The sequence below is a fragment of the Acidobacteriota bacterium genome (assembly GCA_009838525.1).
GTDB lineage: Bacteria > Acidobacteriota > Vicinamibacteria > Vicinamibacterales > UBA8438 > VXRJ01.
Genome location: VXRJ01000032.1, coordinates 166,309 through 184,712 on the forward strand (window position 1 = coordinate 166,309; position 18,404 = coordinate 184,712).

16 protein-coding genes and 1 tRNA gene are annotated in these 18,404 nt (G+C 67.1%); 13 read left to right on the forward strand and 4 right to left on the reverse strand.

Translation table 11 applies throughout. The features are described from left to right. Positions 1 to 15: 15 nt before the first annotated feature. The 3 genes from F4Y45_14065 to F4Y45_14075 are packed head-to-tail and all read left to right on the forward strand — an operon-like array spanning position 16 to position 2,929. Positions 16 to 831, forward strand: a complete 816-nt coding sequence (locus F4Y45_14065; GenBank protein ID MXY25628.1) for an ABC transporter ATP-binding protein — start codon at positions 16 to 18, stop codon at positions 829 to 831. Then, positions 825 to 2,360, forward strand: a complete 1,536-nt coding sequence (locus F4Y45_14070) for an ABC transporter permease subunit (GenBank protein MXY25629.1) — start codon at positions 825 to 827, stop codon at positions 2,358 to 2,360. Before F4Y45_14065 ends, F4Y45_14070 begins: the two co-directional genes overlap by 7 nt. 5 nt (positions 2,361 to 2,365) lie before the next feature. Then, the gene (locus tag F4Y45_14075; protein MXY25630.1) at positions 2,366 to 2,929 is read left to right on the forward strand and encodes a hypothetical protein; all 564 of its coding nucleotides are present in this window, start codon (positions 2,366 to 2,368) and stop codon (positions 2,927 to 2,929) included. 53 nt (positions 2,930 to 2,982) lie between these two features. On the opposite strand, the gene F4Y45_14080 is transcribed toward F4Y45_14075, so the two are convergent. The 3 genes from F4Y45_14080 to egtB are packed head-to-tail and all read right to left on the reverse strand — an operon-like array spanning position 2,983 to position 6,453. After that, positions 2,983 to 4,059 carry an AI-2E family transporter gene (locus F4Y45_14080; GenBank protein MXY25631.1) on the reverse strand — a complete coding sequence of 359 codons (1,077 nt, stop codon included), beginning with the start codon at positions 4,057 to 4,059 and terminating at the stop codon, positions 2,983 to 2,985. Beyond that, positions 4,056 to 5,048, reverse strand: coding sequence for an L-histidine N(alpha)-methyltransferase (egtD, locus tag F4Y45_14085; GenBank protein ID MXY25632.1), 993 nt, complete (start codon positions 5,046 to 5,048; stop codon positions 4,056 to 4,058). The genes F4Y45_14080 and egtD overlap by 4 nt, the downstream gene beginning before the upstream one ends. 7 nt (positions 5,049 to 5,055) lie before the next feature. Beyond that, positions 5,056 to 6,453 (reverse strand): ergothioneine biosynthesis protein EgtB, encoded by a 1,398-nt coding sequence (gene egtB / locus F4Y45_14090; protein ID MXY25633.1) that lies wholly within the window; start codon positions 6,451 to 6,453, stop codon positions 5,056 to 5,058. Between the two features lie 44 nt (positions 6,454 to 6,497). Here egtB and F4Y45_14095 point away from each other — a divergent pair. From F4Y45_14095 to F4Y45_14135, 9 genes are all read left to right on the forward strand, one after another. Then, positions 6,498 to 6,584 (forward strand) — tRNA-Leu (locus F4Y45_14095). Positions 6,585 to 6,620: 36 nt separating this feature from the next. Continuing rightward, a complete protein-coding gene (tig, locus tag F4Y45_14100) occupies positions 6,621 to 7,907 on the forward strand; it encodes a trigger factor (GenBank protein MXY25634.1) in 1,287 nt (428 codons plus the stop codon). Next, positions 7,900 to 8,502, forward strand: coding sequence for an ATP-dependent Clp protease proteolytic subunit (locus tag F4Y45_14105; GenBank protein ID MXY25635.1), 603 nt, complete (start codon positions 7,900 to 7,902; stop codon positions 8,500 to 8,502). Before tig ends, F4Y45_14105 begins: the two co-directional genes overlap by 8 nt. Before the next feature lie 62 nt (positions 8,503 to 8,564). Further along, positions 8,565 to 9,812, forward strand: coding sequence for an ATP-dependent Clp protease ATP-binding subunit ClpX (clpX, locus tag F4Y45_14110; GenBank protein MXY25636.1), 1,248 nt, complete (start codon positions 8,565 to 8,567; stop codon positions 9,810 to 9,812). A gap of 23 nt (positions 9,813 to 9,835) precedes the next feature. Then, complete coding sequence (locus tag F4Y45_14115; GenBank protein MXY25637.1) at positions 9,836 to 12,220, forward strand: endopeptidase La; 2,385 nt, start codon at positions 9,836 to 9,838, stop codon at positions 12,218 to 12,220. 27 nt (positions 12,221 to 12,247) lie between these two features. Beyond that, complete coding sequence (gene ysxC, locus F4Y45_14120; GenBank protein MXY25638.1) at positions 12,248 to 12,880, forward strand: ribosome biogenesis GTP-binding protein YsxC; 633 nt, start codon at positions 12,248 to 12,250, stop codon at positions 12,878 to 12,880. Between the two features lie 62 nt (positions 12,881 to 12,942). Beyond that, positions 12,943 to 15,255 (forward strand): TonB-dependent hemoglobin/transferrin/lactoferrin family receptor, encoded by a 2,313-nt coding sequence (locus F4Y45_14125; GenBank protein MXY25639.1) that lies wholly within the window; start codon positions 12,943 to 12,945, stop codon positions 15,253 to 15,255. A 114-nt stretch (positions 15,256 to 15,369) separates the two neighbouring features. Next, positions 15,370 to 15,609, forward strand: coding sequence for a 50S ribosomal protein L31 (gene rpmE / locus F4Y45_14130; GenBank protein ID MXY25640.1), 240 nt, complete (start codon positions 15,370 to 15,372; stop codon positions 15,607 to 15,609). Then, positions 15,606 to 17,090: a CoA-acylating methylmalonate-semialdehyde dehydrogenase gene (locus F4Y45_14135; protein MXY25641.1), complete on the forward strand. Its 1,485-nt coding sequence runs from the start codon at positions 15,606 to 15,608 to the stop codon at positions 17,088 to 17,090. The genes rpmE and F4Y45_14135 overlap by 4 nt, the downstream gene beginning before the upstream one ends. Before the next feature lie 96 nt (positions 17,091 to 17,186). Here F4Y45_14135 and F4Y45_14140 read toward each other — a convergent pair whose 3' ends face one another. After that, a complete protein-coding gene (locus F4Y45_14140) occupies positions 17,187 to 17,978 on the reverse strand; it encodes an SDR family oxidoreductase (protein MXY25642.1) in 792 nt (263 codons plus the stop codon). A gap of 65 nt (positions 17,979 to 18,043) precedes the next feature. Here F4Y45_14140 and F4Y45_14145 point away from each other — a divergent pair, with 65 nt between their 5' ends. Continuing rightward, positions 18,044 to 18,403 (forward strand): hypothetical protein, encoded by a 360-nt coding sequence (locus F4Y45_14145; protein MXY25643.1) that lies wholly within the window; start codon positions 18,044 to 18,046, stop codon positions 18,401 to 18,403. The last annotated feature ends 1 nt before the right edge of the window (position 18,404 follow it).

Sequence of the window (18,404 nt, forward strand, 5' to 3'; positions counted from 1 at the left end):
GGCCCATCCCCGCCGATGATTCAGGCCATGGGCCTGACGAAGCGCTACGGCGCCACGGCGGTCGTCGATGACCTGACCCTCGACGTCGGCGCGGGCGAGCTGGTGGTCCTGCTCGGCGGCTCCGGATCCGGCAAGACCACCACGCTCAAGATGATCAACCGGCTGATCGAACCGACGGTCGGTTCGATACACCTGGACGGTGTCGACGCCGCAACGTTGCCGCCGCACGAACTGCGCCGCCGCATCGGTTATGTATTCCAGCGAATCGGCCTTTTCCCGCACCTGACGGTCGGCGAGAACATCGCGGTCACGCCAACCTTGCTCGACTGGCCGGCGGACCGGATCGCGGCCCGGGTCGACCAGTTGCTCCGCCTGGTCGAACTCGATCCCGCCCTGCGCGACCGGTGGCCGCGACAACTCTCGGGGGGCCAGCAGCAACGGGTGGGCGTGGCGCGGGCGCTGGCCGCGGAGCCGCGCGTGATGCTGCTCGACGAGCCGTTCGGCGCGCTCGATCCGGTGACGCGCGAACGGCTGCAAGCGTCGTTCCTCCGGATCCGGGAAGAGCTGAACCTGACGGCGCTGTTCGTGACGCACGACATGACCGAAGCGCTCACCCTGGGTGACCGGATTGGGGTAATGCAGGACGGCCGGCTCGTGCAGGTAGGAACGCCGCAGGAGCTGCTCACGCAACCGGCGGACCCGTACGTGGAACGGATGATGAGCACGCCCCGGCGTCAGGCGGCGGCGGTAGACGCACTGATCGCGGGCGCCGGCGAGGGTGGCGCCGGGAACGGTGGGCCCGCCGATGGCGGGACGGGCGCGCCATGCTGAGTGAACAGCTCGCCCTGCTGCCGGGCTACCTGACGGCGCATCTGCAGCTCACGCTGCTCGCCCTGCTGCTCTCGACGGCCATCAGCGTCCCGCTCGGCATTGCCGCAACGCGCATCGCCTGGCTGGAACAGCCCGCCCTGGCCGTCGCCGGCGTCATTCAGACAGTGCCGAGCCTGGCCCTGCTCGCGGTGATGGTGCCGGTGCTGGCCGCGCTCGACCTCCAGAGCATCGGTTTCCTGCCCGCGGCGATCGGCCTCACGCTCTACGGAATCCTGCCGGTGCTTCGGAACACGGTGACCGGGATTGCCGGGATCGACCCGGCGCTCAAGGAGGCGGCGCAGGGGGTCGGCATGACGTCGCGGCAGCAACTGACGCGCGTGGAACTGCCGCTCGCGATGCCGGTGATCGTCGCCGGCATGCGAACCGCCACCGTCTGGGTGGTGGGCATCGCCACACTCTCGACGCCGGTCGGAGCAACCAGTCTCGGCAACTACATCTTCAGTGGACTCCAGACGCGCAACTCGGTCGCGGTGCTGGTCGGCTGTGTTGCCGCGGCCGGCCTTGCCCTGTTGCTCGACGGCCTGGTCCGCGCCATCGAGGTGTCTCTCGCCGCGCGCCGCCGCGGCGTGCTCGTCGCGGCGCTGACTGCCGTCGCCGTCCTCTACGCCTACGCCGGCGCGACATTCGCGGCGCCGTTTCTCGGTGGGCGCGACCGGCCGGTGGTAGTCGGCGCGAAGGGCTTCACCGAGCAGTACATCCTGAGCGAGGCGATGGCGCGCTGGATCACGCGCCAGACCGGCCGGCCGACCCGCCTTGTGCAGGCGCTGGGGTCGACCGTTACGTTCGACGCTCTGGAAGCCGGCGAAATCGACCTGTACGCCGACTACACGGGGACGGTCTGGGCGAACATCATGGGCCGGGGCGCCGACGGCGTGATACCCCGTCGGCAAGCCGTGCTGGCTGAAGTGCAGGGCTTCGTCGAGAGCCGCGACATCGCGCTCACCGCTACGCTCGGCTTCGAGAACACGTACGCTCTGGCGGTCCGCACCCCAGATGCCGAACGGATGGCCCTCGAAACCATCAGCGACCTCGTGCCGGTCGCGCCGCAACTGTCGATCGGCAGCGACTACGAGTTCTTCATTCGCACCGAGTGGCCGGCCCTCCGCGACAGCTACGGCCTCGCTTTTGCCGAGTTGCGCACCATGGACCCGACGTTGATGTACGAGGCGGCGGCGACGGGCGAAGTCGACGTGATCAGCGCCTACTCGACCGACGGCCGGATCACCGCCTACGACCTCCATCTGCTGGTCGACGACCGGGAAGCCATCCCCCCTTACGACACGATCATTCTGACGGGTTCGCGCCTCGCCCGTGACGCGCCGGACGTCGTCGAGGCGATCCGGCAGCTCGATGGTGCGATCGACGCGGAAGCGATGCGCGCCATGAACCGGGAAGTGGACCAGGACGGCGAGGCGCCGGCCAGCGTCGCCGAGGCATTCGTCGAGAGGCTTGCAACCGGAGTACGCTGATCACCATGCCTATTCTCGACTTCCTCGGTCTAACCGGCGGCGCCCCTCCGGCGCGCGACGAGTCGGCGGAGGCGGATGTCGTTCGCCACATCGTCGAGGAGCTGGAAGCGCTACCGGAATCGCGCGCCCGGTATCTCGCGACGTTCGCGTGGGTCCTCGGGCGCGCCGCGCATGCGGACGCGGGGGTGAGCGACGCCGAAAAGCGCAAGATGGAGGAGATCGTCCGCGTCCTGGGCCATTTGCCGGAGCCGCAGGCGGTGCTGGTGGTGGAGATGGCGCGGCACCAGGTGCGCCTGTTCGGCGGCACGCAGAACTACACGATCACGCAGGAGTTCCGGGAACTGTCGACGCCGGAGCAGCGGGTCGAGTTGCTGGAGTGCGTATTCGCGGTGTCGGCGGCTGACGACTCGATCACGGTGGCGGAGGAAGGCGAGGCCCGCAAGATCTCCAAAGAATTGAGACTGACGCACGCCGAGTTCATGGCGGCGCGGGCGGCGTACGTTGAGCACCTCGAAGCGTTGAAGTCGTTACGGGCCGTGCGTGACGAAGGGGCCGACCGCGCCGGCTAGCGCTTGTCCTGCACCTGCCCCGTCGACCTCGGTTTGAGCGGGCGCGGCCCGCGTCACTCCTTCGCCGCCGGCTGGGGAGCCGGGTTGGCGTCGAGCAGGATGGCAACCCAGCGGAACTCCCGGCTGTTCTCCAGGACGATCTTCACGGCCATGGTCAGGGGCACGGAGAAGAGCATGCCGACCGGGCCCCAGACCCAGCCCCAGAAGACGAGCGAACCGAAGACGACGAGCGTCGACAGGCCGAGGCGCCGGCCCATCAGCGTCGGCTCGATGCCGTTGCCGAAGATGACGTTGATTGCCAGGTAGCCTGCCGCGATTACCGCCGCCCGGCCCGGCCCGAACTGCACGATCGCCAGCATCACGGCCGGGACCGCGGCCACGATCGATCCAAGCGTCGGGATGAAGTTGAACAGGAAGGCCAGCACCCCCCAGAGCAGAGGGAAGTCCAGGCCCATCAGCGCCACCCAGATCCCCACGGTGAGGCCGGTTGCGGCGCTCATGGCGGTCTTGACGACGAGATAGGTCTGCACCTGCTGGGCCATGCGGGTGAACTGGCTGAACGATTCGCGCGGGGCGCCGAAAGCGGCGGTGATCTTCCGGCTGAAACCGGCCGCCTCGAACAGGATGAAGATCACCGTCAGCAGCACGAGAAACGTGTTCGACAGGAACGCGCCGACGGCCCGGACGGTGTCTCCGATGACCCCGCCGAGGAGGTCGAACACCCCGGACGGGGCCAGGTCGAGCGACGTCCACTGCTCCACCGGCAGACCGAACCGCGCACCGACCCCCATCAGCGATTCCGCCAGCTCGCCCAGCCGCGCCTGGTAGGCCGGCACCGCGGCGGTCAACTGGTTGATCGATCCCGCGAGCACCGCCACCAGCGCCCCGATCACGGTGACCGCCATCAGGATCGTCCCCAGCACGGCCAGCGGCTTCGGCACCTTCATCCGGACCAGCCAGTTCATCACCGGGACATTCACTATCGCCAGAAAGACCGCGACCAGAAACGGGAGGATCAGCTCCGCCGCCGCGCGGAGACCGGCGATGATGATGACGAGGCAGGCGGCGGCCACGAGATACCGCACGCTCATTCCGCCCATCGCCCGATGATCGGCTGCCGGATCGGTCATGCCACGTCAAACAGCGTCAGCGCGAACCGCGTCTCCTCCTCGATCCACTGTGCCCGCCGGACGAAACCGGCCCGCTCTCCCAGGTCCACGATCTGCTCCGGCTCGTACTTGTAGGAGCTCTCGGTCCAGATACCTTCACCTTCGTCCAGCCGGATGCAACAGTCGATCTCCCGGAAGCAGACTGTCTGGTCCGCCTGACTCACCAGGTACGACTCGACTCGCGACCGCCGGGCGTTCCAGACCACCTGGTGGGTGAACTGCTCCACGTCGAAGTCGGCGTCCAGCTCGCGGTTCAACCGAACCAGCAGATTGCGATTGAACGCCGCGGTGACGCCGAGCGGATCGTCGTAGGCAATGATGAGATCCGCTTCCGGCTTCACCAGGTCGGCGCCCAGCAGGAAGCTGTCGCCCGGACGGAGACCCTCACGGATCTCGGCGACGAAGCGATCCGCCTCATCGGGATGCAGATTGCCGATGTTGGACCCGAGGAAGAGCACCATCGCCGACCGGTTCGGCTCGAGTCGTGCGGTCGCCTCCCGCAGCCCGGCCGCGTACTCCGCGCGATGGCCATGGACCCTCACCGTCCCGTAGCGGGCGACCGTCTGGCACGCCCGCTCCAGAGCGGTCGCGGAGATGTCAATCAGGTGGACGTCGGCCGTGCGTCCCGCCAAGGCGAAACCCTCGGCCAGGATCGCCAGCTTCTCGCCGTTCCCGCCACCCAGCTCCACCAAGGTCGCCGGCGTGTCGAGGCGGTCCAGAATGGCATCCCGTTCGCGCGCCAGGAGCGCGCACTCCCCCCGCGTGATGGGGTACCACGGCAGCTCACAGATGGCCTCGAAGAGTTGCGACCCGAGGGCGTCATAGAGATAGAAGGGCGGGATCTGCTTCGGTTGCCGCCGCAGCCCGTCGACGACGTCAGTGGCCAGTCTGGCGGCTTCGAGGCCCTGCCGCCGTTCCGTCGCCGCCGCGCCGGCCGAGCCCTCCACCATTCCGCGGCTACGCGTCGTCCCGGGCGCAGCGGAACGTGGCGTACATGTAGGGATAGTACGGACGGAACCAGTTCCGGAAGCTGCGGCGGATCAGACCGGCGGGAGTCGCGGGCGACGCACCCTTCACCACGAAGTGGTCCCCGTCGAAGAAGTCCGCCGAGTATTCCGGGTAGGAGGCCATCGCCTCGAAGCCCGGGAACCCGTCGAAGGCGGTCGACGTCCACTCCCAGCCGTTGCCCACGAGGTCCTGAATGCCCCAGGCGCTCGCGCCGACCGGGTGCGATCCAGCCGGCACCGGATCCCACTGCCGGAAGTCGAAGTTGCCGTGCGCGGCCGCGGGCAGCGTCTCGCCCCACGGATGCGTCCGTTCGGTTCCCGCCGGCGTGCCGTAGGCGGCGCGGTGGAATTCCGCCTCGGTCGGAAGCCGCAGCCCACGCCAGCGGGCATAGGCGGACGCCTCGTCGTGCGTGACCCAGACCGGCCAGGCGGGCGGGAGCGGTACGCAATGAAACATGCCGCGCCAGTACCACCGCTCGCCCTCGCGTTCCCAGAAACGGGGGTGGGCGCGACCGGAACCCTGCTGCCGCGCCCAGGCCGACTCGGACCAGACGGACCGCATCGTGTAGCCACCCGCCTCGACGAACTCGAGGAACCGGGCGTTGGTGACGTCATGGACATCGATCGCGAACGCGGGCACATCGACCGGACACTCCGGAAACTCGTTGTCCCAGCCGAACGGGATGTCCTCGATCCGCGCACCCAGCGTCGTCCGGCCCGCCGGCACTGCCGCCATCTCCTCCTGCGGCGGCGCGGGCGCATCGAGCCCAACCGGTTCGTAGCCGGCAGGACAGCGCTTCTGCGACCCTTCGAGCCAGTGCCACATATAAAGCAGCGTCTCCTGGTGCATCGCCTCGTGCTCCAGGATCGTGAAGACCCCCTGACCGCGCCGGACCACCCCGTTCGCCGTCCCCTCGATCGGCCCCGAAGCGAGGGCGGAGAGAATGGCCTGGTCGGCCTTCGCGACATAACGCTCCACCGCATGGCGCGACGGCCAGGCGTCGCGGGCCGAGCTGGCGGCGGCCGAACGATCCGCAGGGTCGATGCCCCGCGCGAAGAGCATCTCGAGATCGTTGTCGATCCCGGGATGGCCCAGGCCGCGCTTCAGCAGTGCGTTGACCGCGAAAGCGGGAATATGGCCGTCGTAGAAGACCACCGGATGCCGAAGCGGGATCGGATGCGCGTAGTACGCGTCGGGCGTCAGCAGGTCGAAGAGCGCCTGCGTCCGGGCGCGGTTGTTGCGGTAGGCCTCGACCGCCTCTTGGCGGTCGACGATCGCTCTCGCGCGGGCGGCGAACGCCTCCTGCCCGTCGACAACCCCTTGTGCGGCGGACAGCGACGCGTCCATGTCGGGATCGTAGCAGACGTGCTAGGCTGGGGCCGGCTACCCATGCGAAAGTGGCGGAATTGGCAGACGCGCCGGATTTAGGATCCGGTAGCCGCAAGGCTATGGGGGTTCAAATCCCCCCTTTCGCACCAACCTGCGCGCCCTCACCACCCCGCACCCGGTAAATCATGAAAACCGAAGTAATGGACGTCGGCGCCTGCCGGAAGCAGATGACGGTCGAGATCCCGGCCGACCGGGTCGATCGGGCGATCGACCGGCTCTCGAACCGTTACCGCCGGACGGCGAAGCTGCAGGGATTCCGCCCCGGCAAGGCGCCGGCCAAGGTGATCCGGACCCGTTTTCGCGATCAGATCCTCCGCGAGGTGGCCGAGGATCTGGTGCGTGAGGCGGTCGACGAGGCAATCGACAACGAGGAGATTCAACCCGTCGCCACCCCCGAGATCCGCGACGTCGAGGTAGACGAAGGCAAGCCGCTCACCTTCACCGCGCTCTTCGAGACGTTGCCCGCCATCGATCCGGGCGACTACACGGCCTTCACGTTGCGGCAGTCACCGGTCAACGTCGAGGGCGAGGCCATCGATCAAGCCATCGAACGGCTACGGCAGCGCGCCGGCCGCCTCGAACCGGTCGAGGGCCGGGTGGCAGCCCGTGGCGATATCGTCACCCTCGACCTCGACCGGCGCCTGGCCGACAGCAAGGGCGGGAAGGGGTCCGAGCATCTCGACGGCGTTCGGATCGAGATCGGAAGCGATGTCAACCCGCCCCGCTTCGATGCCGAACTGACCGGCCTGTCCGTGGATGACGCCCGTTCGTTCACGGTCACCCACGCCGAGAACGATGCGGTAGAGCGGCTCGCCGGCCGTGAAGTGACCTACGACATCAAGGTAACCGCCCTCAACCAGCCGGTGCTCCCGGACGTGGACGATGCGTTCGCGCAGGGCCTGGGCGATTTCGCCGACCTCGCCGCGCTCCGCACCCGCATCGAGGAAGACCTGAAAGCCGCCGCCGAGCAGGACGCGCGCCAGGAGGTGCGCGGCGATCTGCTGCGCCAGCTCGCCAACCGGGTCACCGTCGACGTTCCGACGGCGCTGGTGGAGCGCGAGCTGGACCGCCGCATCGAGCAGGTTGTGCAGCGCATGGCCGCCGAGGGTGTCGATCCGCGCAAGGCGCCGGTCGACTGGCAGGGTTTCCGGGAACAGCAACGCCCGTCGGCCACCGACGCGGTGCGGAGCACGCTGGTGCTCGACGAGATCGCCCGGCGCGAGTCGATCGAAGCGAACGACGACGACGTCACCCGCGAGATCGATCGTCAGGCGAAACTATCGGGGCGGACCCCCGCCGCGGCCCGTGCGCTGCTCGAAAAGCAGGGGGGAAAGGCCCGCCTGCAGTCCGGGCTGCGCCGCGAGAAGGCGGTCGAGTTCCTGATGTCGCGTGCTACGATCATCCATGCCTGATCAGCACGCGCAGCTCATCCCGATGGTGGTCGAGCAGACCAACCGCGGGGAGCGAGCCTACGACATCTACTCGCGCCTGCTGAAGGACAGCATCGTCTTCATCGGCTCCCCCATCGACGATGGCCTGGCCAATCTGATCATTGCGCAGATGCTCTTTCTCGAGGCGGAGGATCCGGACCGGGACATCATGCTGTACATCAACAGCCCCGGCGGGTCGATCTCCGCCGGCCTCGCCATCTACGACACGATGCAGTTCATCAAGCCCGACGTGCAGACCACCTGCATCGGGCAGGCGGCTTCGATGGCGGCGGTGCTCCTCGCGGCGGGCACGCCGAAGAAGCGTTTCTCGCTGCCGAACTCCCGCATCGTCATCCACCAGCCGCTGATGACAGGGCTGAGCGGACAGGCCACCGACATCGATATTCACGCCAAGGAAATCCTCCGGATGCGGCAGGGACTGAACGAGATTCTCTCGTCGCACACCGGCCAGCCGCTCGATCGGATCGCCGAGGACACCGAGCGCGACTACATCATGAACTCCGAGCAGGGGCGCGAATACGGTATCATTGACGACGTGATTCGCCAGCGCGCCTAGCAGCCCGTGGTGAAACTCCGCGTCACACCGAGAGCGGCGAGGCGCCCGGCTGACGCACCGTGATGGCCAAGCAGTCCGAGAGCGAGACCCTCCGTTGTTCGTTCTGTAACAAGGATCAGAACGACGTCCGCAAGCTGATCGCGGGCCCCACGGTCTTCATTTGCGACGAGTGCGTCGACGTCTGCAACGACATCATCGCTGACGACGCCCGGTTCGACAGCAAGGGCGGGCTTCGTTCCGGACTGCCGGTTCCCGGCGAGATCAAGAAGTTCCTCGACCAGTACGTCATCGGCCAGGAGGTGACCAAGAAGAAGCTCGCGGTCGCCGTCTACAACCACTACAAGCGGGTCGAGATCCAGAAGCAGTCCCGGAGCCGCAACGATCCCGAGCTCAACAAGTCGAACATCCTGCTGATCGGACCGACCGGCACCGGCAAGACGCTGCTCGCGCAGACACTCGCCCGCCTGCTGTCGGTTCCCTTCACCATCGTCGACGCGACGACGCTGACCGAGGCGGGGTACGTCGGCGAGGATGTCGAGAACATCATCCTCAAGCTGCTGCAGGCCGCCGGCGGCGACATCGAAAAGGCCCAGCAGGGGATCATCTACATCGACGAGATCGACAAGATCTGCAAGAAGGACGAGAACCCGTCCATAACCCGCGACGTCTCGGGGGAAGGAGTGCAGCAGGCGCTGCTCAAGATTCTCGAAGGGACGGTCGCCAACGTGCCTCCCCAAGGCGGACGCAAGCATCCCCACCAGGAGTTCTTCCACGTCGATACGACCAACGTGCTGTTCATTTGCGGCGGCGCGTTCGTCGGCCTCGACAAGCAGATCCAGCGGCGGCTGGGACGGAAGACTCTCGGCTTCCGGGCCGACATCCGCTCGGCCCGTCAGGCCGACGTCGGCACGCTGCTGCAGCAGGTCGAGCCGGAGGACCTGATCAAGTTCGGTCTGATCCCCGAGTTCGTCGGCCGGCTGCCGGTGCAGGGGACGCTGCACGAGCTGGACAAGGCAGCCCTGATCCAGATCCTGACGGAACCGCGAAACGCCATCACTCGGCAGTACCAGAAGCTGTTCGAGTACGAAAACGTGAAGCTGCGGTTCACGGACGACGCCATCGAGGCTATCGCCGAGCAGGCGCTCAGCCGAAAGATCGGTGCGCGTGGCCTCCGCATGATCATCGAGGACCTGATGCTCGATATCATGTTCACGTTGCCAGGCAACAAGAAGGTGACCGAGTGCGTCATCACGCGTGACGCGGTGTTGGCCCAGGATCCGTCGCTCACGCTGATCGAAAAGGCCGGATAAGGCGGCCGGAACGTTACACGCTTATGGAGTCTTACGAAACCCTGCCGATCGTGCCGCTACGGGACGTCGTCGTGTTCCCGCACATGATGATCCCGTTCGTTGTCGGACGCCCCTCGTCCACGAGGGCGCTGGAGTACGCGCTGGCGAGTGACAAGCGGATCTTCCTCGCGGCGCAGCGCGACGCGGCGAACGACGATCCCAGCCCCCAGGACGTCTACACGATGGGGTGCATCGCCAACATCGTCCAGAGCCTGCGTCTGCCCGACGGCAACGTGAAGGTACTGGTCGAGGGCGTCGATCGCGCGCGGGCGATCGAGTGGAAAGACGACAAGGGCTTCCATCGCGTAGTCGTCAAGGTGCTCGCGGCAGGCCGTGATTCAGCCGACGATCTCGACGAAGCGATGGCGAAGGTCAGCTCGCAGTTCGAACAGTACGTGAAGCTGTCGAACAACCCGCAGTACGAGACGATGATCAACGCGGTTCGGGTCGACGACCCGAGCAAGCTGGCCGACACCATCGCCGGCCACCTCGCGATCGGCGTCGACGAAAAGCAGAATCTGCTCGAGATCGTTTCTCCGCTCGAGCGCCTTACGCGTATCGGCAGCATTCTCGACGGCGAGGTCGAGAAGCTCCAGGTCGACCGCCGAGTGCAGTCCCGCGTGAAGAAGCAGATGGAGAAAGCGCAGAAGGAGTACTACCTCAACGAGAAGATGAAGGCGATCCAGAAGGAGCTGGGTCGCAAGGAGGATCGCGGCAACGAAGTGGACGACCTGCGCAAGAAGATCCAGAAGGCGAAGATGCCGAAGGACGTGGAGGAAAAGGCGCTGCAGGAACTGAAGCGCCTCGAGGCGATGCCGCCGATGTCAGCGGAGGCGACCGTCTCACGCAACTATCTCGACTGGCTGATCGCGGTTCCCTGGTTCAAGAAGACACGCGAGAGCCGCGACCTGAAGCGCGCCGAGCAGATCCTGAACGAAGATCACTACGGCCTGGACAAGATCAAGGACCGCATTCTGGAGTTCCTCGCGGTCCGCTCGCTGGTCAAGAAGCCGAAAGGGACGATCCTGACGCTGACCGGCCCGCCCGGAGTCGGGAAGACATCACTCGCCAAGTCGATCGCACGGGCGACGCGGCGCAAGTTCGTCCGGCTGTCGCTCGGCGGCGTGCGCGACGAGGCTGAAGTGCGGGGTCACCGGCGAACCTACATCGGCGCGTTCCCGGGTCAGATCATCCAGATGATGAAGAAGGCGGGAACGATGAACCCGGTCTTCCTGCTCGACGAGGTCGACAAGATGTCGATGGACTTCCGCGGAGATCCGTCGGCCGCCCTCCTCGAGGTGCTCGATCCGGAGCAGAACAACACCTTCCTCGATCACTACCTCGACGTCGAGTACGACCTGTCGCACGTCATGTTCGTCTGCACGGCGAACGTCCTGCACACGGTGCCGCAGGCGCTCCGGGATCGGATGGAAGTGCTTGAACTGTCGGGCTACACCGAACTCGAGAAGACCGAGATCGCGAAGCGGTTCCTCCTGCCGAAGACGCTCAAGGCAACCGGCCTGACGACGGACAACGCCACGTTCACTACCGATGCCTACGAGACGATCATCCGCCGTTACACGCGCGAGGCGGGCGTTCGCAATCTGGAGCGCGAGATCGCTTCGGTCTGCCGGAAAGTCGCCCGCCAGGTGGTCGACCAGGGAACGACGTTCAGCACCGAAGTGAACGCGACGTCGATCACCGAGTATCTCGGCGTGCCGAAGTTCCGGCCGACCGATGCCGGGGAGCGGAACGAGATCGGCATCGCGACCGGCCTTGCGTGGACCGAAGCTGGCGGTGAGCTGCTGCTGACGGAGTCCACGCTCATGCCGGGCCGCGGCCAATTGACGCTGACCGGCAAGCTGGGCGACGTCATGCAGGAGTCGGCCCAGGCGGCGATGAGCTACGTACGGGCGAAAGCGGAGGAGTTCGGTATTCCGAAGGAGTTCAACCGGAAGACGGACGTCCACGTTCACGTCCCGGAGGGGGCCATTCCGAAGGACGGCCCGTCGGCCGGCATCACGATCACGACCGCGCTCGTTTCGACCCTCACCCGCATACCAACACGGCGCGACGTCGCGATGACCGGCGAAATAACGCTCCGGGGCAAGGTGCTGCCGATCGGCGGCGTCAAGGAGAAGGTGCTCGCCGCCCACCGGGCGAACCTCAAGACGATCATCCTGCCGAGGGACAACGAGAAGGATCTCGCCGACATCCCGAAGTCCGTGCTCGACGCGGTCGATCTCCACATGGTCGACACCATGGACGAGGTGCTGAAGCTCGCCCTGACCGAGAATCCCACCCCCAAGCTTCCGGCCCTCGAAGCCGAAAAGGTGGAGCCGGTCGCGGAGGATCAGACCACCCACTGATACCCGGCGGGCCCGGGGGACCGCCCGGTGAAGATCCTCGACGCCGCCTTCGTCACCAGCGTGCCGGCCGATGGGCGGCTGCCCGCCGACTGCGGGCCGACGGTAGCCCTCGTCGGCCGCTCGAACGTGGGCAAGTCGAGCCTGATCAACGCCCTGACCGGCCGCCGCATCGCCCGCGCCGGCCAGAAACCGGGCACGACTCGACTCGCCAATCTCTACGCGCTGCACACCAGCGAACCGGGACGCAAGCCGCAACGCGTGACCCTGGCCGACCTTCCCGGCTACGGCTACGCGCGGGGAGGCGGGAACGCCCGGCGTCAGTTCGACGAGCTGACCCGCACTTTCTTCAGCCAATTGGCCAGGCCGGACACCGCGGACCGGCCCGTCGGCACGGCCTGGCTTGCCGGCGCCCTGCTGGTCGTCGACGCGCGCCACCCCGGCCTGGGCAGTGACCGGGACGCGCTCGCCTGGCTCGAGGACATCGGTTCCCCGATCACGGTCGTCGCCACCAAGATCGACCGGCTCTCCCGGAGCGCGCTCGCCGCCGCCCGGCGCGCCCACCCAACGGCGCTTGGCGTTGAGGTCTTCCCGCTATCCAGCCGGACGGGCGAAGGAGTCCGCCCCGTTCTGGCCGGACTTGCCGCGATGCTCGACGCCTGAGCGACACCCGGCCAACCGCCACCGCGTGGCGCGCCACCGTAAACTATGGGAAGCAAAGCAACATGGTGTTAACAGGCCGAGCCGGTGGGGCACGCGACGTCCCCGCGCTCAGCGTCGCCCTGCTCTGGGCTCTCGTCGTAACCCTCGCGGAACCCTTCGTGGCATTGGCCCAGCAGGAAGCCGCGGGCGCGCAGGCCGAGAGCGAGCAGGAAGCCGACGCTACGGAGACGACCGACGATCCGCTCACATTCCTGGACTCCGTAACCGTCAGCGCGACGCTCCGGCCCGCACCGGTGCGCGATACGCCCGGCATGGTGTCGGTAATCGACGCCGACACGATCCAGGAACGCCTGGCCGAGAACTTCGCCGACCTCGTCAAGTACGAGCCGGGCGTCTACATCGAGAGTAACGTCACCCGGCTCGGCTTGAACGGCTTCAATATCCGCGGCATCGGCGGCAACCGCGTGATGACGCAGGTGGACGGCGTCCAGATGTCGGAGCAGTTCGACTTCGCGCCGTTCAGCGTGCATCAGGCCAGTCTCGATGTGGATGCCCTCAAGTCCGTCGAGATCGTCCGTAGCGCCAATTCGGCGCTCTACGGCAGCGACGCGCTCGGCGGTGTCGTTTCGCTCTTCACAAAGGATCCGGCCGACTACCTTCGTGGCCGGAACTTCCACGTCGGCGCCAAGACGACGTGGGACGGCCGCGCCAACGACGTGAGCGGCAACATCTCACTGGCCGGCGGCAACGACCGGCTGCAGGGATCGCTTTTCACGAGCGTGAACCGCGGACACGAGATCCGGAACATGGGTACCGTAGAGACGCAGGACAACACCCGTACCGTGCCTAATCCGCAGGATGTCCGCGGGGCGCAGTTCCTCGCCAAGCTGGTCTACACGGCCTCGCCGGGCAACGTCTGGCGCGTGGCGATGGAGCGGTACGACACGCGCGTCGACACGGAGTGGCTGTCGGATCAGGGAATGGTCTACCTCGGACCCTTCCGGTGGAACACGGTCACGTCGAATGCCCTCGATACCCAGGCTCGCACACGCGCGTCGCTCGACCACAGGCTGCTGGGCGGCTGGCTCGATTCAATATCGTGGCGTTTGTACGTCCAGTCGAACGACACCGCCCAGACCGTCGACCGCGAGCGGCTGACGTTCGGCGCCGGCCCGCCGGTCCCGCTGTTGCGCCACGGCACGCTCACCTACGAGCAGGCGGGCTACGGCGGCTCGACCCAGGGCCAGCAGTGGATCGGCAACCAGGACGACGGGATGCTCCTCACGTTCGGGGCCAGTTACAAGACCGACTACTTCGACATACTGCGCGACCGGACGGAAACCCACGCCGTCACCGGCGACCCGATCCCGACCGACCTGATCCTGCCGACCAAGTACTTCCCGGAGAGCGAGGTGGTGGAAGGAGGCGCGTACCTGCAGGGAGAACTGCAGTTCGGCCGATTCAGCCTGGTGCCCGGCGTTCGCATCGATCACTATGCGCTCGACGCGAACCAGGCAGACCCGGTCTACGTCGCCAGCCTCAATCCGCCGGCGTCGGACTTCTCCGACACGGCGATATCGCCGAAGCTCGGCATCGCCGCCCGTGTATCCGACGTCGTAACGGTGCATGCCCAGTACGCCGGCGGCTTCCGGGCGCCCCCCTACAGCGACGTGAACACCGGCTTTACGAACCCGAGCGCCAGCTACACAACCCTTTCCAACCCCGATTTGCTCGCCGAGACGAGCGACAACCTCGAGGTGGGAATCCGGACCTCTTTCGAGCGGGCCAGTTTCGGCTTTACCGCGTTTTCCAATTGGTACGACAACTTCATCGAGCTGACCCAACTCGGTTTCAATTCGATGACCCGGTTGCTCGAGTTCCAGAGTCAGAACCTGGAGGAGGCGGAGATCCAGGGAATCGAGTTGCGCGGCGAGGCGTACCTCACGGACAACCTGATGCTCCGCGGCAGCTACGCATGGATCGAGGGCGCCGAGATCCTGAAGGACGCCGCCGTGGCGCCGATCGCCACCCAGACGCCACTCGGATCGATCGCGCCCGACGAGGGCGTGGTGGGCATCCGGTACGCCCCGCCATCGAACCGCTGGGGCGGCGAACTGTCCATCCGGTTGGTCGAGTCGTACCAGGGCGCGCCCGGAGAGAATCAGTTTGCCCCTCAGGCCTATCAGGTTGTCGACCTGGTGGGCTTCGTGTCACTTGCCGACGATCTCCGGCTGCGTCTGGGTGCTCTCAACCTGACCAACAGCACCTACTTCGAGTGGTGGAACGTCCGCGGCCGCCTTGCGAACGACCCCGTCATCGATCGCTATTCCAGCCCTGGCCTGAGCGTCATCGGGTCGCTGGCATACGACTGGTAGCGGCGCCAGGAGGCCCGTGGTGCGATCCGCCACACTCGAGCGGCGAGGCATCCCGGTTGGACAGCGTTGCCGCTGCTATAATGTTCGTTTGTACAGGGAGCGGAGGTAGAGAGCGTGAGGGTCGAGATTCACCCGGAATACCATGAGGTCGACGTCCGGTGCGCCTGCGGCGCCACCTGGAAGACCCGGTCGACCAAGCAGCAGCTCCACCTGGAGATCTGCTCCTCCTGCCATCCCTTCTTCACCGGCAAGCAGAAACTGGTCGATACCGAAGGCCGCGTCGATCGCTTCCGGAAGCGCTTCGGCGAGGTGACGGTCGCGAGCCGGCGCAAACAGCAGCGCGCCCGCCGTTGAAACTCAAGCTCTTTGTGAACGGTCGCCTGGTCGACAGCCGCGCGAGCGGCATCGACGTGACCGATCCCGCCACGCAGGAAGTCATCTGCGAGGTTCCGTTCGCCACCACCGACGAGGTGGACGACGCGGTCCAGGGCGCGAAGGCGGCGTTCCGGACCTGGCGCGACGTGCCGACGCCCGAGCGCGCGCGGCTGCTGTTCGCCTACCAGGACATCCTGAAGAAGAATCAGGACGACATCGCCCGCCTGCTCTGCCGCGATACCGGCAAGACCTGGGAGGATGCGCGCGGCGAAGTGTGGCGCGGCATCGAGGTCGTGGAGCACGCCTGCAGCATCGCCTCGCTGATGATGGGCGAGACGGTGGAGAACGTCGCCCGGGGCATCGACACCTACAGCCTCGTGCAGCCCGTCGGGGTCTGCGTCGGCATCTCCCCGTTCAACTTCCCCGCCATGGTGCCCCTGTGGATGTTTCCGCTCGCCGTCGCCTGCGGCAACACGTTCGTGCTGAAACCGTCCGAGCAGGATCCGACGGTCCCCAACCGGCTGATGGAGCTCCTCACCGAAGCCGGCGCCCCGGACGGGCTGGTGCAGGTGATCCATGGCGGCAAGCCGCAGGTCGAGGCCCTGCTGGACCATCCGGACGTGCGCGCCGTCAGCTTCGTCGGCTCGGCGCCTGTCGCCAGGGCCATCTACACCCGCGCCGCCGCGAACGGAAAGCGGGTCCAGGCGCTCGCCGGCGCCAAGAACCACCTCGTGATCCTCCCCGACGCCGACAAGGACCAGGCCATCGCCAGCCTCGTCGGCGCCACCTGCGGCGCCGCCGGCCAGCGCTGCATGGCGATCAGCGCCGCCGTGCTGGTGGGCGAGGCGGCGGACTGGCTCGACGACCTGAAGGACGCCATGGCCGCGGTACGTCCCGGCCCCTGGGACGATGCGAGCGCTGCCTACGGCCCGCAGATCACCCGCGCCGCCCGGGAGCGCATCCTCGGCTACATCGACCGGGGCAAGGCCGAGGGAGCGCGGTGCGTGCTCGACGGCGCCGGCTGCACGGTGGATGGCTATCCCGACGGCAACTGGGTCGGCCCGACGCTCTTCGCCGACGTCAACCCCGAGATGTCGATCTACCGGGAAGAGATCTTCGGCCCGGTGCTGGTCACCTCCCGCACGGAAACGCTGGACGATGCGATTGTGCTGGTCAACGGCAATCCCTACGGCAACGGCGTCTCCCTCTTCACGTCATCGGGCGGCGCCGCGCGCCGGTTCCAGCGCGAGATCGAAGTCGGGCAGGTGGGAATCAACGTGCCGATTCCGGTGCCCTTGCCGTTCTTCTCGTTTACTGGCTGGAAGGACTCCTTCTTCGGCGATCAGCACGTCTACGGCAAGCAGGCGGTCCGGTTCTACACGGAAACGAAGACCGTCACCGCGCGCTGGTTCGACGACACGCCGGTCGATCGCCCCAACATGACCATCCGGTTGCGATAGCGACCATCCGGCCCGGCCCGTCGAGCGCGCCTGGCAACCCGTGGTGGAACCCCCGCTACATTCGAACGGCGATGCGCGGGGTTTAACGACGGGCTGCTAGATCAGAGACCGCGACTGGCAGCCGTCGACGGTAACGGCAGCTCCGCTCACCCAGCTCGCGCGGTCGGACGCGAGGAACGCGACGACGTCCCCCACCTCTTCCGCCCGGCCGAACCGGCCGAACGGAAGCTGCGCCCGGACGAAGGCCGCCATCCCTTCGGGGTCTTCCTGCTGCCGGCGGTGCCACGACCCGCCGGGGAAGGAGATGGAACCGGGACAGACGCTGACGACCCGGATCTGTTCCGGCGCCAGTTCCTGGGCCATCGACTTCGCGAGGCTGATCTCGGCTGCCTTGACGGCATTGTAGGTCATCCGGCCGCCCGATTCGCGTCCCCAGATCGACGCGATCATGATGACGACGCCGCCTCCTCGCGCCCGCAGGTGCGGAACCGCGCGGCGCGACGCGCGGATGGCCGGCCATAGCGTCTGGTCCAGCGCGGCGCGCCAGTCATCGTCGGTCGCCTCCGCGATGCCCCCACCTGCCGCACGGCCGACGTTGTTCACCAGGATGTCGAGTCCGCCGAAGGCGTCGACGGTCCGGTCGATGACGGTTGCGATGCCCGATTCGGTGGCCAGGTCCGCTTCGATCGCGATGACGCGATCCGCACCACGCCCGACGGCGCTCGCCACCTGACGCAGCTCGGCAGCCGCCGCACTGAGCCGATCCGCGCCTCGCGCGCAGATCGCGACCCGGGCTCCCTCCGCGGCGAGGGCGCGGGCAGACGCGAAGCCGAGTCCGCGGCTCGATCCGGTCACCAGCGCCACGCGGTCGGTCAGGTGCAGATCCATGATCTCCCAGCCTCCCCACTGCCGGTTCCGACCCGCAGGGAGCGCGGCATGATACAACAGAGGTCATGCTGGCCGCCGCCGCCGCCGGGATGTTCCTCTACGGCGTCTACGCCGTCTTCGCGGGAATCGCCGACCTGCTCTTCATCGGCGCCCTCGAATGGTGGGCCAATCTGTGGGGCATCTTCGCCGGCGCCATCCTGGCCCTCGCCGCCGTCTTCGTGCGGATCTCCCTGCCGGGCGGCCTGGCGCTGGCCGTCGCCGGGCTGCTGGGCCTGCAATCCATCAGCCTGCACAACGACAGTCTTTACTACGGCCAGTTGCTCTGGACACAGGCCGCCCGCGCCGGGTTTTCCATCCTCCTGGTCGCGCTCGCCTGGTACGGCTGGGAGCCGATTCCCGGCGGCAAGTTGCCCGAGGAGCAGTAGA